Annotated in this window: 11 protein-coding genes; 1 reads left to right on the forward strand and 10 read right to left on the reverse strand. The window is 49.3% G+C overall.

The features are described 5' to 3' along the window. Positions 1-75: 75 nt before the first annotated feature. From JUF13_RS06360 to JUF13_RS06390, 7 genes are all read right to left on the reverse strand, one after another. Positions 76-2,037 carry an elongation factor G gene (locus JUF13_RS06360; protein ID WP_203638560.1) on the reverse strand — a complete coding sequence of 654 codons (1,962 nt, stop codon included), beginning with the start codon at positions 2,035-2,037 and terminating at the stop codon, positions 76-78. Between the two features lie 23 nt (positions 2,038-2,060). Then, positions 2,061-3,605, reverse strand: coding sequence for a hypothetical protein (locus tag JUF13_RS06365; RefSeq protein ID WP_203638562.1), 1,545 nt, complete (start codon positions 3,603-3,605; stop codon positions 2,061-2,063). A gap of 144 nt (positions 3,606-3,749) precedes the next feature. Continuing rightward, entirely contained in the window at positions 3,750-4,268 is a 519-nt protein-coding gene (locus JUF13_RS06370) for a hypothetical protein (protein WP_203638565.1), read from the reverse strand. Between the two features lie 24 nt (positions 4,269-4,292). Further along, complete coding sequence (locus JUF13_RS06375; protein WP_203638567.1) at positions 4,293-4,757, reverse strand: hypothetical protein; 465 nt, start codon at positions 4,755-4,757, stop codon at positions 4,293-4,295. Between the two features lie 255 nt (positions 4,758-5,012). Further along, positions 5,013-6,971: a hypothetical protein gene (locus tag JUF13_RS06380; protein WP_203638571.1), complete on the reverse strand. Its 1,959-nt coding sequence runs from the start codon at positions 6,969-6,971 to the stop codon at positions 5,013-5,015. Positions 6,972-7,454: 483 nt separating this feature from the next. Further along, positions 7,455-9,449, reverse strand: a complete 1,995-nt coding sequence (locus JUF13_RS06385; RefSeq protein WP_203638573.1) for an Ig-like domain-containing protein — start codon at positions 9,447-9,449, stop codon at positions 7,455-7,457. A 604-nt stretch (positions 9,450-10,053) separates the two neighbouring features. Beyond that, positions 10,054-10,749, reverse strand: coding sequence for an EAL domain-containing protein (locus JUF13_RS06390; RefSeq protein WP_203638575.1), 696 nt, complete (start codon positions 10,747-10,749; stop codon positions 10,054-10,056). A gap of 86 nt (positions 10,750-10,835) precedes the next feature. Here JUF13_RS06390 and JUF13_RS06395 point away from each other — a divergent pair, with 86 nt between their 5' ends. Continuing rightward, on the forward strand, positions 10,836-12,203 hold the full coding sequence (locus JUF13_RS06395; RefSeq protein WP_225893624.1) for an FAD-dependent oxidoreductase: 1,368 nt from the start codon (positions 10,836-10,838) through the stop codon (positions 12,201-12,203). Positions 12,204-12,576: 373 nt separating this feature from the next. On the opposite strand, the gene JUF13_RS06400 is transcribed toward JUF13_RS06395, so the two are convergent. The 3 genes from JUF13_RS06400 to JUF13_RS06410 all read right to left on the reverse strand — a co-directional run bounded on the left by JUF13_RS06400 (position 12,577) and on the right by JUF13_RS06410 (position 15,378). Continuing rightward, on the reverse strand, positions 12,577-13,797 hold the full coding sequence (locus tag JUF13_RS06400; protein ID WP_203638579.1) for an RNA-guided endonuclease TnpB family protein: 1,221 nt from the start codon (positions 13,795-13,797) through the stop codon (positions 12,577-12,579). A 130-nt stretch (positions 13,798-13,927) separates the two neighbouring features. Then, positions 13,928-14,659 (reverse strand): hypothetical protein, encoded by a 732-nt coding sequence (locus JUF13_RS06405; protein WP_203638583.1) that lies wholly within the window; start codon positions 14,657-14,659, stop codon positions 13,928-13,930. A 221-nt stretch (positions 14,660-14,880) separates the two neighbouring features. Continuing rightward, positions 14,881-15,378, reverse strand: a complete 498-nt coding sequence (locus JUF13_RS06410; RefSeq protein ID WP_203638588.1) for a hypothetical protein — start codon at positions 15,376-15,378, stop codon at positions 14,881-14,883. Positions 15,379-15,470: the final 92 nt, after the last annotated feature.

A 15,470-nucleotide genomic window follows, 5' to 3' on the forward strand; every position in this document is an offset into this window, starting at 1 on the left:
ATTCATCCCGCGATTGAAATCGCAGGTTTCCTGCTTAGTCTTTAATGAATTCCGCGTCAATTGACCGTTAGTTGACTAGCCTAACGCCTGTAGATCCGCGGCCGAGTAGGCATAATCCACGTGCGCCATCCCCGGCACCTCATCCCACGGAACGGGATAGCCGGCCCCATGCGCACAGAACACGGAGTCCGGCGTATTGGGCAGGTCGGCGACGGGCGCGTAGCCCTGGGCCGCCACGATTTCCGCTTGATTGTGACACGGCCGATAGCCATCGACCAGGCATTCCAGTTGGCCCTGACCATGCGTGTAAGCCAAGACCTCCTGCGAATACCCCTGCATTTCAGCGACGGGGGCGGTCCCGGTCAAAACGACCATGCCGTTGGCACTAGCGGTGTCGTCCGGGGTATCAAACTGCCCATGGAGCCGTTGAATATCGTTCATCGCCCGACCCACCTGGTCCTGACCAACTTCCAAGCGGAATTGGTACCAAGGCTCCAACAGTTGGCAAGCTCCTTGCTCGCGCAACATCATTAACCCCTGCCGCACGGCGCGCCACGTGGCCTCCCGGAAGTCTCCGCCAACCGAGTGGACGATGCTGGCCCGCCCCGTCACCAACGTGATTTTCACATCGGTGAGTGGCGAACCCGTCAAGACCCCCAGTTGCTTCTTGGCCCGCAGGTTGGTGAGCACCTGATGTTGCCAGTTCTTGCCCAGCACTTCCAGTGAGCAGTCGGCCGCAAACGTTAAGCCACTGCCGCGAGGCGCCGGCGTCATCAGGAGGTGGACCTCCGCGTAGTGCCGGAGCGGTTCGAAATGGCCAACGCCCTCGACCGCCTGGGTAATCGTTTCCTGATAGAGGATGCTCCCCTCGCCAAATCCAATATCCAGATTAAACCGGTCATGGAGCATCTGCTGCAAAATTTCTAGCTGAACGGCGCCCATGATCTGCACGCGAATTTCCTGGAGCTGATTGGACCAAGTCACGTGAAGCTGGGGGTCCTCATCCTCTAGCTCCTGCAGCACGGTCAGACAGTGGTGCAGGTCGGCGCCCTGGGGATCCACGGTATAGGTCAGCACCGGCTGAATCTCCGGTGTCCGGGCCGCCACCTGTTGCCCTAACCCCTGCCCTGGATGGGTACCCGTGAGATTGGGAATCGCACAGACCTCCCCCGCAGCCACCGTGGGCTGAATCGTGAATTTACTTCCATTGTAGACACGGAGCTGATTCACCTTTTGCTCGTCTAAAATGACATCCTTGTTCGCCAGCTCACCACCGGTCACCCGAACCCAGGTCAGCCGTTCATCCTGGTCATGGGAAATCTTGAAGACCTTGGCCCCAAATTCAGCTGGATAGGTGTTTTCCTGTGTCCAGTAAGATAATCCAGACAAAAAGTCGTCTACACCGTCTAATTTTAAAGCCGCCCCAAAGTAGCAAGGAAAGACTTTTCGCTGTTGAATCATTCGGCGAACCGTGTCGTCACTGAGGCTACCGGTCTCCAGATAATCCGTCAGCACCGCGTCGTCTTGCATGGCGACGTCTTCGGCTGATTCATCTGGTAAGCTCGTTCCAGCGAAGGCCACACAACCCGCTGAGAAGGTCTCCTGCAACTGGCTTAAAACGCGCTCGCGGTCAGCCGTAGGGGCATCCATTTTATTTACGAAGATAAACGTCGGCACCTGGTAGTGGTCGAGCAACCGCCATAGGGTCCGTGTGTAGCCCTGAACGCCGTCAGTGGCCGAAACCACCAGGACGGCATAGTCCAGGACGCTGAGCACCTGTTCCGTTTGTGAGGCAAAGTCCACGTGCCCCGGGGTGTCCAGCAAGGTGAGGTGCAGATCGTCATGCGTCAAACTAGCCTGGTGAGAAAAGATGGTGATGCCGCGTTGTTTTTCTAAGTCGTCCGGATCCAAGAAGGCATCCCCGTTGTCAACTCGGCCCAGTTGCCGCACCGCGCCGGACTGGTACAGTAGCGCTTCCGATAGCGTGGTCTTGCCGGCATCAACGTGGGCAACAATTCCCGCTACGATGTGTTTCATGTTGGTGTTCTCCTTTTATTAGCTTAACGTTTCTTGTGTTTACGCCGTTTGCGGGCTTCCTTAAACGAAAGCACGTTGCCGGTCTTTTTCTGATGTTTCGGTTGGCTCGCCGTGAGGGCCGCAATCAGTTTATCTCCTGCTTGGGGTGCCATGTAACCGGCGTCTTGCAGGACGTGAGCAATGGCGCGCATTAATTCCCGCATGCCATCTGGATCTGGCGTGGCGTCCTGAATCCATCGGCCAAACTCCTGCCAGATGGCTGGCGTCGACTGCTCCAACGTGATGAGGTGCTGACTATATAACATATCAGCAACACCGGCAACCATCGCCAGCGTATTCTCAGCTACCTGCCACTGCTGAGATAGCTGATAGTCTTGTCGACGTAACCACACTTGTAAGCCCACCACGATGCCAAAGACGTGCGCACTATCGGCATCGTCTTCCTGCCATTTTCGCCCGTCATAGGTCATAACGTGATGCTTTCGCAGGTAGTCTTGTCCTGGATCTGGCTCATACCTTTCCGCAAAGGTGTAGAGCAGATCATCGTCATCCAGCAGGAGGTTATATTCGTCAGCCGTCAGGTCAATGCCATCTGGCAGACGCATACCACCCTCGTATTTGCTATCTACCAATCCGCCTTGCGCTTTGATCTGTTCTAGAAAGGCTCTGACTGCCGCTTCGTCCTCGATGTCGATGCCCTGAGCAACCATGGCATTAAAGATTTGTTTATCCGGGCCGAAATTACTGTCATCCTTGGCCCGCTCAATCGTTTCCGGTGTAAGGTCCGTCAAATACCGTTGATACGTGCTGGCCTTCTTCGCGTTTAACCAGCCCTGCTCACCGGCGAATTCTAGCAAATGACCCATGGCCGGAATTGTCAGGGACAGTTCTGCCGCCGTCAAATCTAAATTAGCGACGACCTCGTCCAACACCCCGGCTAGCACTTTCTTACTCCAACTTTTCGGTGTCTTGCGGTATTTATCATACCCCTGCGTCACGACATACGTTAATAGTCTATCCAGCTGGTCTTCTGTCACGCCTGTCGCTTGATCCTGTGCCCATGCAGGACTGGTGAGGTACGCAGTTAACCAGTCTTGCGTGTAACGCTGAATGTCGTTCGCCGTGCGCTCCTGCCATTGTGCTAGCCAAGGTTGATCCGGAATTGGATCCTGGACTGATAGGGCATCCACATCAATCGGACTCCCATCCATCCCCGTCACCACTTCGAACTCTTTTAGAAATTGACGAATCGGTTTTACCTGCAGCTGGCTTTCCTTAGCCTTCGCCCAAAACAATAAGAACGGTTTTAACACGCTGTAGTTTAGCTTCAAAATTGTCAGGGCCAGCGGATCACTATCTTGTTGGGCCTGCTGATTCAAAACAGTTAATCCTTCCGCTACCATTTGATTATCCCATTGGCAAGCATCAACGTGATTGACCTCCTGGAGCATACTTGTAAAGGTAAACACAACTTGCTTCACAATTTGCTCCGGATATATCTCTAAGACCTTATATGCCGTGGCGGCCCGAAAAGTCGACCATACCGTTTCAATATCACTACTTGTCATACGATTCCCTCCCGAATGGTAAAACATCGTTACCGTTAAAAGTCATTACGCCAATCTTACCGTAACTACCGATAGAATGCACCTGCTAGGACCAATCTAAGAAAAAAGGACAGCCGCATCGACTGCCCTTACGAGGTTATTTGATTAGTGTTTCGCAAACTGCCGCGCCAATTTCTTGGTGGCGTAGTATTGATAATTGACGTATTTCTTATTCGCGGAAACTTCCTGAACGACGGTGACCTTGTGCCCCTTGATCTTCGTCGTGGTCTTCCGATAGTACCCGGCCAGTGGCAAGGTAACGTTACGATTCCAAGGTGCTACCTTCACTAAGCCGTGATGCTTCGTCGCGTAAGCCCATTCCAGATGGCCCTTCTTCGTGCCGTTGAATGGTAATTTATGGGCATGTAGTGGGAATCCGACAAAATTTTTGGTGACGTTGGCTTGAAAATAGAATTGCTTGGCCGTGAAGCGAACGCCGTTGTAGTAGTGATAGCCATCGATTTTCCCGGCATCCGCGTACCAGGTGCCGCGTAACTGTTTGGGAAAGGTCTTCAGGGTGGTCTTAGCTTTGGCCTGTCCAGTGGTTGCTGGCGTCAGCGCTACCCCGGCAACGCCTAGCGTTAGGGTCAGGAGGGTCGCGGTCACGAGAGTCGTCAGTTTCATGGGAATTCCTCCAATTATTAATGGTTATTTTTTGGTGACCTTGGTAAAGACATCTGTGCGGGCTGGATTAAACGCCGTTAGTACGAGCTGAGTCTTCCCCTTCAGCCGCCGTTGCTTGAGCCAGATACTTTGGTTGGGGAAGGCCATGTCGTTTAACCGATAATGGGCCTGCCAATGGCCACGCGTTCCCGTCAGAGTGAAGGTCCGCTGATTGATTGGCTTGGTTTGTCGCAGCTGGTACCGGGATTTATTCTTTGCGTGTAGCGCTTGGGTCTTCGTCCGACCGATCCGTTCCCGCCAGGTCGTGGCTGTGAAAATTTCTACGCCATAACTCTTGCTTTCGCGGTAGTGGGTCACCCAGGTGCCACGCAGGGCCTTGGGCACGACGGCCAGCTTGGTCGCCGCATTGGCCGTCGTTGGTTGTCCCACACTGAGCCCGGCCACCATTAGGCCCACCACGAGCAGGCCGCGTTGCCAGTTTTTTGTCATTAACTTGTCCTCCCCATTTTCTGAAATAAATGTGCCCCTTAACTAACTCCATCTAGTTGTCGGGGCCACGCTTAATTTCAGAATACGCTTTCAGATTTTGGCGGTCAACGCTTATCGTTCGGGAGTTTGTGGCGGATTGATTGGTCGACATTTGGTGTCGGATGGGTGGTGTTTTATTGCGTTTTTAATTGGAGAATTATTCGCCATCCCATAAAAAATAGCCGACATCACTGTCGACCACTTCATATTATTCAATTATGATGGTACATTCGAAATTGTCCAGTCAAGAGTCGTTGAATAGCTTCCCGTGTAGATAGCCTGACTAGGCATATTCAACAACAATTTCTGACCATGATCTGCATTAAGTGAACCAACTGCAATCCCGGGGCCCGCATTCAAAATAGGCTGAGAATCTTGACCTGTTAGAGGAATCACACGATTTCCATTAGTATAGCTCAGGGTCGCATCCAATGTATGACTACCATCCGCAGTTTCAAATGCACCTTCTTGCTTCAGACTAATCGTAGTTGTACCCGACTTGACTCGCCGATCATCTGAAATAGTCAACAGGTTGCCACCGCCCTCAACGTGACCTTCAATATCCTGATTGACGTTAGCATAAGAAAGCGACCCAAACGTCACATCCCCCGCCTTTGCCGTCAGTGTATTGGCTGAGAAGTTCAAACTAAGATTTTGGCTCTGATAGGTGTCCAGCATCGTACCTGCCGTAGCGCCATCATAGCCCTCTAGTTGCACACTAGTCGTAAAGTCCATATTGGTAGTTTCCAACGATTGAAAATCAATCTTATACGTATGTGTTTTTGACGTTGTAAAGTTCGTTCGCGTATTAACAACCAGGTAATAATCGGTTCCTCCTGATGAGTTCGTAACCTCCGTTGGAAAACCCGCTGGATTACCATAAAATTTTCTGTCACCGTCAATATAGATTGCTGTGTTACTAATATTAGCTGGCACCTTAATCTTAAGGACACCCGACTTCATCGTAGAGTCCGCATTAGAATCCGTGATAGTTCCAGTGATTTCAACGCTATCCCCAGCAACAATATTACTCAGGTAGCTGTCCGAATTTCCAGTGTTGTCCGTCAAATCGGTCGCCTTACTAGTGATAGATACCTTAGGCGACGTCGTATACGTCACGTTTAAATTGGCTGTGTTCGTAGTAATCACTTTTGACTGAGAACCAGAAGCAACCGTGACTTCGGCATAGTATTTCGCATTATCGTCCGCTGAGGTCGTAGCTGACGTCGTGTACGTCAAACTAGTTCCACTTGCGACTTTTGTTGCAGTACTACTGCCCGGATTCTCCCGGTACCAAACAACAGACTTAGGCGCCGTTGGAAAACTTCCTTGAACCTTGAAAGTCGCTGCCTTCCCCACATCGACAGTTTGGTCGTCTAACCCACCACCGACTTTAATATCAACGGAACCACTCTTGGTCGTGCCATCATCATTTTTAATTGTCCCGGTGATAGTCACTGTACCAGATTTACTGTCAGTGTTCGCCGTAACCGTTCCGCTATCTTTATCGACTGCAGCTAAGCTTGGGTTGCTACTGGTCCAAGTAATATCTCCGGTCGCATTAGATGGCGTTGGTTTGCCATGAACGGAAGTTGTTGCCGCAGTTGATTGATAGCTATCCATATCTCCTTGGTTGCTGTAAAGATAACTATCATCTGCTGTCACGGATAACCCCGTCGCGCTGACTGGATCTCCTAAGGCCGTGACGGAAGCTACCCGCGAGTAGTAATACGTCTGAAAAATGGATGGGAAAATACCAAGGTAGTACCCAAATCGCTCCTGATAATACGTCGTTCCTGGTTTAGTTGGCGTAACTGTTAGGCTAGAGTTCGTTGCTCCACTGATTGATTTCCAATTAGCCCCCGAATCAGTCGACTGGTACCACTGATAATGGTTATAAGACAAGGGATTGAAGAAAGTATCCAGAAATGAATACCCAACCCCAGTCGTTAACGTCTTAGACGTCCCCGCCGCCGTATACTCATCCTGTGGCTGCAGCCGAAATCCCGTACCCGTGTACCAAAACAAAAAACTACTAATATCTGGTGTTGGCGTGCCATAGCCGGTGACCGCGGCTTCCGCAACCGGCGCACGTTTCGTGCCATTGAAAAATCCGCCAGCAACGAACAATGCTGCTAACATCAGCAACACCCGTCCTAATTTCTTCTTTGTCATAGCATCGTCTCCCTTTACACACGCGAAGAGTGCCCCGGCAGCTTTTCCTGAACTGGCTGCCTTGACGTTTCCGTGTACCCACTATCTCAGTCGACCCCATCGAACTGTTTCTCAACCTAAAGTTCTAAATTTAAAAAGTTCAACCAAATAGTGGTTAAAACCGTCACACTTTTCGGTTATTAATGCCTAGTCCATTACCCAATAAGTCCTGACGATCATTCGTTTGCTGACCTAGTTTTCGGCAAACATCTGATGTCTATGTGAGATTTCGTCAATCAGCCATTTCTGGTGTTACAAATTAACGACTCTGTCTGGTTTTATTATACTTTTTATTTTTAACAAATACCATTTTAATCGTAAATTATTTTAACTATTTAAGCATAAGATGGGAGTTATTGGTTGACAAAAAGCGGCCAACCCTACGCGTGGTGGGATTGGCCGTTTCTGTAATCATTATGGCTAACGATGTTTCACGTGAAACATTTACACACTAGGAACTGTTGCAAACGTCCAGTTCAGCGTCGAGGTGTAGTGGCCAGCCTGGTAAGCGGCATATAACAGCTTCAGATTCAGGTGCTCACCCTTGGTCCCAATCGACTGAACCGCAATGCCGGCCCCAGCGTTGATGACGGTTTGAGCAACGTTCGACAACGGATAGGACAGCGAGCCACTGTCGTAGAACAGGTCTGCCGCCAATGGCCGGTCCCCACTGTAAAAGGGGGTGCTCTGTTGCAGTTGGACGGCCACCTGGTCGCGCCGGCGCCGATTGTCCCTGACGTCGAGCAGGTTCCCACCGTCCACGACTTGGCCCGCCACCGTTTGACCTAGACTGGTTTTATCTAGGGTCCCAAAGGTAATCGGATGGGCCGTTGCATCGATAGCGCCATCGGTAAAGTTCAGTCTAAGGCTGGGACCGCTGTAAGTCCCCAGTGATTGATTGTTCTTGTCACTTCCCCGCAACCGCACGCCGGTGGTGTAGAGCTGGTTAGTCGTGATGGGTGAGGTGAAGTCAATTTCGTACTCGTAACTTCCAAAAATCACCTGGCTGAAGTCAAGACCACTAACCGAAAATATCGTCTCTGCCCCGACCGTTTGTTTAGCAACTGCCTGTGGCTCACCATTGAGTTTAAACACCACCTGGTTACTTAAGCTACTAGGCAGTTCAAACGTCAACTCGCCGCTAGCCATCGTCGAATAAAACCAATTGGCATCCACGATGGTCCCTTTGATTTGGCAGTGGTCCCCCTGCACGATGTTGGTCAAATTATGGGCAGTATCATCATTTCGAATTGGATTAACAGTCCCAGACAGTTGTTGTGCAGTGGTGGTAGCTTCTGACGACGCGGTTAAGTTCGTCATTTCACTGGTGATAGTGACCTGGGGCGTCGTGCTTGGATTGACCGTCAGTTTAGCCTGACGCGTCTTAATCGTCTGTGTCTGCGGCTTTTCCTGTTCATCTAGCATAGTAACCGTGACCTCAGCGTAATACAGGGCACCGTCGTCCTGAAGCGTGGTCTTTGGGGTCTGGTAATTCAGGCTCTGTGTGTTGGCCACAACTTTATTCTGACCATTAGCGTCAACTCGGTGCCAGGTGACCTTGTCCGGCTTCTGATCGATATTCCCTAGTACGTGGAAATCGGCGAACTGCCCCTCTGTGACTGTTTGATCTGCCAACCCACCACCAACGGTCAGTGTGACCGAATCGCTCACGTCGGCCAGCCCATCATTTTGGACGGTCCCTGTGATAGTTACCTGGCCGTCTTTGTCTGATTTATTTGCCGTGACCTTCCCCGTTTTGGCATCCACCGTCGCGATAGTCGGATCACTACTGGTCCAGGTGATATTTCCCGTTGCGTTCGCTGGCGTTGGTTGACCGTGGACGAACGTCGAGGCCGCCGCATCCTGGTTGTTGTATAAATAATCGTTATCGATGGAAACCTTGACTGCACTAGCATCGATTGGCGCTGGTAAGGTTGTTACTGCGGCGACTCTAGAGAAATAGGTGCTCGTCACTGGCCAGATTGGCAGGACCGTATAATACTGAAATGTGGCTTGGTAATAGACGGTACCTTCTTGAGAGGGTGTCACAATTAAATCCGGCGTTGTCCCATACTTATCAGATGCTTTATTGCCATCCTGCGCTTTGGTCCAATTTTTCCCGCCATCAACCGACTGATACCACTGAAAATGATCCTTAGCTGTCAGATTAAATATTGCCCACATCGAGTGCGCCGTATCGGTCGTCAACAGCTTGGCGTTATTGACATAGGTATAGCGGTCTTCCGGCTGTAAACTGAATCCCGTATTCAAATAAAAGCCAAATAAGCCAAACGGCGCGGCGCTAGGCGTCCCCTTTCCTGGGACGGTCGTGGTCGCTGCTTCCGCCTGCACACGTGACCGTGGACGACGTAAAACACCGATTGCCAACACCACCAATAACGCTGCCACTAGTAACTCCTGCCATTGTTTCCTTGTCATCCATCGTCGCCCTTTCTCCCCAAACCAATTTTAATAAATCCATCATTTTGCTGGATTATAGGTAAATGCTATTGACCACTTTATCCCTATTTAATGGTTAGTCACCCATTATTATTTTTGCAATAGTTACCAGTAGTCAACTTGTCTAGCCCCATTATAGTTACCGTAATCATTAAATACCACCACTAGGTATAAATTATTTTTATTATCTACAATTAATCGTTTTACTGCACAGAAAAACGCGTACCTGGATACGGCACGCGTGGCATTAGTTATTTTGAAGCTTGTGCGATTTACTTTGAAAGTTGGGGGTCAAGTTATTAGTAACCACTGAACCCCTGGAGTAAACTCAAGGTATCACCTAAGCCAAAAGACTTAGGTGGCGATACATTTGGCGAGTTAAACCAGTGTCAGCCGCAGGGCTGGTGAAAATGGGCTCAGCCGTGGGAGTTGCCTAAGCGGGGAACCCGCTAAGGCAACTGCTATCTTTGAGACGCGATTTCCGGCTCAAAGTAAGCCCGAAGACCGCCCCTCAGGCTTCGGGCGGGCGCCCACAGCGCCACGGCCCATTTTTCACCAGCCCGGAGGCGAAGCAACAATCAGTTTAACCCGCGTCAAACGTGTCACCGGGAAGCTTGAGCAGGCGCGGCTTACTGAAGTAGTATCCCTGCTTCAACCGAATGCCCAGTCGCTTACTCAGCACGCTGTCCGCGTGATCTTCAATGCCCTCCAGCACCAAGCGCAACCCATACTCTGCCGTTATGGCGCGCCAGAAATGGACCTGTTGCTGAATCTTGGGGTCGCTGAAACCTTGGTTGAAGTTTTGTAACGCAAATTTAACTTCGGACGCCAGTGGCAATAAATCTTGGATATCTGTGAAATAATTATCACCCGTACCAACGTCATCTAGCGACAGTTCCATCCCCTGATCAATGAATTTTTTCAGCTGGGGAATCAGGTCTTGAACCGCATACTTTTGTGGTCCATCATCTTCGGTGAGTTCAACGACTAAACGCGTCGGATAAATCTGTTCCTGGCTTTTTGTGATAGCGGACGCAATTGACGTCGTCATTAATTGCTCACGGTTGACATTTACTGAACAATACCGAACCTTAGGCGACAGAACTTTCGTGGTTGCCACGAGCAGATCTGCCACAATCTGTGGATCGATAGCGGAAAAAGATTCCGGTAAACGCCAACCGTCAGGGGTCAATTGCTTCATCAAGAGTTCATAACCAAAAACTGTTTTCGTTTCCGTATTAATCTGTGGTTGCACAAAATACCGATAGATTGGTTCCAAAAAATACTACCCCCTCATGAACAATTTGCATTGCTTTACCTTACTGAACAGTATACTATAATGAAGTCAATTAGTAATAGAAAGAAATGATTAATCTTATGAAAGTCGTCGTCATCGGCTGTACCCACGCAGGTATTGCTGCGGTCAAACAAATTTTAACTTATTATCCTGACGCTGAAATCACCGTTTATGAACGGCAAAACACGATTTCATACCTGTCCTGTGCCACGTATTTACATATTGAAGGCACCGTGGAAGCCCTTGCCGACGCGCGTTACGCCGAGCCCGCAGACTTCGTTAAGCAAGGCGTGAACATGGCCACCAACCACGATGTCATTCGCATCAACACGAAGACCCACTGTTTGTTGGTCCAGGATTTAATTACCAAGAAAATCGAACGCGACACCTATGACAAACTCATCATGGCCACCGGCTCCGTCACGGCCATCCCCGCCATTTCCGGCGTGGAGAATCCCAAAGTCCTGCTGTGCAAGACCTACGACGAGGCCCATGACCTGTGCACCTACGCCGCTGGTCAGCAGAGCGTCGCCATCGTTGGCGGAGGCTACGTCGGCGTTGAGCTCGCCGAAGGATACGCGACCGCTGGCTATCAAGTCCTGCTGATTCAGAAACCAGCTCATTTGCTCAACACTTACGTCGAACCAGCTATCGCGGACAAGATTACCGAGCTCTTAACGGCCAAAGGCGTCCACGTCTTAACGAACACGGTCGTCACCTCCTTTCAGGATGCCGAAAATAATCAGCTGTTGATTGAGACCAACCATGACAGCTACCACGTCGACATGGCCGCCATTAGCGCCGGCATGATTCCCCAAACGGATCTGTTGGCTGGCCAGGTTAAAATGGCTAAGAACGGCGCAATTTTGGTCGACGACTACCTGCAGACCTCCGACCCCGATATTTTTGCGGCCGGCGATGCGGTGCTCAGTCGCGATAATCCGTCGACCGGTGCCACGTACGCGCCACTGGTTTCCAGCGCCGTGCGGCAAGGCACCGTGGCCGGCATCAACGTCGGCGACCGGCGTTTACGGACGCTCGGCACCCAGGTCACCACGGGCATGCAAATTTTCGATGACACCATGGCTTGCACCGGGCTGACCCTGGCACAAGCGCAGGCGGCGGAACTGAACGTCGGGCACGTCGAGTATACCGGAACTTACCGGCCAGGCTTCATGCCGGACCCCCACCCCATCACGGTGGAGCTGCTGTACGATCGCAATAACCGGAAAATTCTGGGCGCACAACTCCTCTGCAAGCACGACGTTTCCCAGGCAGCCAATACAGTGTCCGCACTGATTCAAAACGGCGGGACCATCGACCAATTGGCCCTGCTGGACATGCTGTTTTCGCCTAATTTCAGCGAACCTTTTAACTACCTGAACCTGGCGGGACAAATGGCCGTGGAACAGGAGCATGGCTACTGGCGAAGCTAAAGAACCGTCCCGGCTTCAAACGACAATTAGACTGAATCAAACTAAAAGGTCCGTTACTACTAGAGGCTAACTCTAGCAAGTAGCGGACCTTTTAACATTTCAAATCAATGTCACGTTAATTATATTGCACGGCCGAATTAAGTTTACGCCGATTACAAAGATAAATGACCTTTCCTTAATAATACTTATGTGCCCGACCGTAGTAATGATTGATGCGATCATTGCTGTCCTTCGTCAATTGCCCCTGAATAAATTCAGAGGCTTGTCGCTCACGTGTCTGACGACACAGTAGTCCAACATGCCCATTAGGCACTCCTACTCGTAGTGGCAACATCATCGGGTAATTGACGGCTACCCGTTTAACTATCAGGATCTACCCAACAGCTGTTAGCTTCTTAATCTTTGGTCTCTTGACACCGCTTAACCATTCTTGACCCAGCATTTCAATATTCATTGCCCCTAATCGGTCGTCGTTACAACGAAACTGGCATTGTTTACACCAATACTCATGAGTCTCGTGATGTCGATTGGCCTTCTCAACGAGTCCGCACTTAGGACAGCGTTGTGAAGTGAATGCTGAATTCACTTTCACTACGGTGCTTTGAATAGCCTGAGCTTTGTATGTTAAGAAAGATTCCAGCTGGAAAAAGGACCAGGAACGATGACTATTGCGTAGCGATTTAGGTAAGTCGTCGGTATTGAATGTCACGTTGGTTAAGTCTTCCAAAACAAAAAGCGTATGCGACCCATATGCCGCAACAAGTGTCTTAGCTAGCCAATGATTCACATCGGTCATCCAGCGGTTCTCTCGTTGAGCTAGTTGCTTCAACTTTTTCTTGGCAGATTTGGTACCCTTACTTTGTAATTGCCGACGGATCTCTAAGAACTTCTTCCGCTTAAGTAAGATCTTTTGGCCATCAAAGAATAGTGTTTTTCCTTCACTATCAAAGGCGGTTGCTAGAAAGCGAAGACCACGGTCAATACCTACAATTTGCGGGTTATCCTTGGGATTGAAATCGCTAGTTTCCTTTGTGATACCGATATGCAAGAACCACTTACCCCGATTGTGGACCAACTTAGCGGTACCTAGTTTCCAATCCTCGGTAAAGTATTTTTCAAATCCTTTGCTGGTGAATTCCAACTTAGTCCGTTTACCTAGAGTGGTTATCGAGATTTGTTGCATGTCTTCTACGAAAGAATAATTGCTATGGCGAACTAAGTCTGCTTGTGGTCGACGAAACTGGATGGGTTGCACTAACCAGTTCAGGTCTCTAGTAACTTGAACCCATTTATGTTCTTCGTTCTTGTAACAGTAAGGATGCTGTTTCATCTGTTCCCGAACTGTTTTGTAGCGAGCCACCACTGTCCGAAAGACAAACTGGACCATCTGACTGTTGAGCGGTGATTCTTGTCTAAACATTTTGTACAGATGGTGATTGATTTTTAACCAGCTTAACTGAAACTCATGGTCAAAAATCCATTGACTGACAATATTAGCTAAGCGTTGATATTCTTGACTCATTGCTGAAAAATCCGCTGCTTGATCAGTGTCCGGATAGAGTCTCAGTTTGATTGTCCGCCCTAATTTAACCAATGGATACCTCCCCTGTAGATTGGATTTAGTATACCATATTTAGCTTTTCGGGGGAACGTATGTTTCGAGAAAAATTATTAAGTTTTGGCATTCATCCCGCGATTAAAATCGCAGGTTTTCTGCTTGGTTTTTAATAAAGTCCCCGATTGGCATCTAAACTTTCACCATACTTGAACTGTTTTCGCAGTGATGCGTCATCACAGTTATTCTCCTGACAGTAACGTTCATCTGCCCGCCGAATCCGTTTGCCTAAGGCTAGGATACGATAATTGTGATACATGGCCCAGGGTTGAGAAAAAGGTAGATGAAACTTGGCCGCTATGTATAACAGTGGGAAGCCCACCATGCCAATAATCATTAGTAGCAGCAGTGGTAGTCCGGTAACTATCCAATTCATCAAGAAATTGTTATGGAAGGTCAAAATATAGCACGCCGCAAAGCTCACAACCGTCCCAATCTTAGCCACCTTGGTGCTCCGATTATTAATCGGCTTCGTTGTGGGCAAACTCTTCACGTGGTGAGTTCGGCAGTAGGCGATTTCACCTGGATGTTGATTCAGATAGGCGTATTGTTTAAATTTATCATCTAAATCGCTCACGTGATTATTAAAGGCGTTCAAGAAGTTGTCCGTCTTTCGTTGATAGGCCGTATTTAAATTGTCCATCGCCACTTTTGTTGCGACAACCGCCTGTAAATGTTCAATTAATTCCGGCAGCGCCATTGCCTGCAGGGTTTGCAGCTTGTCGACGGTCCAATCGTGCTGGGCCATCCGCCATTCCCGTGATTTTTTAAGTTTCTCTGCTTCATGGTAAACCTGCTGAACGTCCGCGTTAGTCCGGACCTGTGCTTTCTCTTCGCTCATATTGCTGATTCCCTTCAATCATCTTAGTTTTAACAATTCTCAATTTGTGCCAACTGATTATGCACCTATCGTACAATAATGGCATGACACATCATGTCGTTTGCTACTAGCAAGGGGATATTTTTATATTTATGAAGCGAAAAACGACCGATACTGCGTAAAAAACTAGGGATAACGTTGTCCTTGATGGAGGACGTTATTCCTAGTTTTTGAGTCGACCATTACTTGTTAAAGTGAGCTGCTAATTTCTTTGTGGTGTAGTACGTACTGTCAACATGGCCGCCTGAAACTTTTTGAAGCACCTTAATCTTCCGGTTCCTATAAGTCTTGGTTCTAACCCGGTAGCTACCTTCTAGTGGCAGCGTTACACTCTTATTCCACAGGCCAATGTGAACTGTGCCGTGTTGCTTTTTGGCGTAAATCCATAATGGCTTATATTTATTCTTATTATTAGGAAATGGCCGCTTGTGCGCGTGCAGGTTAAATTTAACAAAACCTGTGTCCGTGTTGTAGCGCATACGATTTGTCTTAGCCGTAATCTTCATGGCATTACCACGCTTTCCTGCTGTCATATACCAGTTATGCCGAAAGGCCTTGGGAAAGGTCTTCAGCGTCGACTTAGCCGCTGCCTGTGTGGTGTTGCCGGGCAACGTAATGGCTCCGGCGAGGCCCAATCCGGTGGTGACGGTGACGAGGGCTAGTGCTTGGGTTAATTTCATTTTTCTCTCTCCTCCAATTTATGTAATCGTTACACGATTAGCGTACACCTCTGGCATGACACATGATGTCGTTTGAAAAAATTACCTGCATT

The sequence above is a fragment of the Levilactobacillus wangkuiensis genome, from assembly GCF_016861605.1.
Classification (GTDB): domain Bacteria; phylum Bacillota; class Bacilli; order Lactobacillales; family Lactobacillaceae; genus Levilactobacillus; species Levilactobacillus wangkuiensis.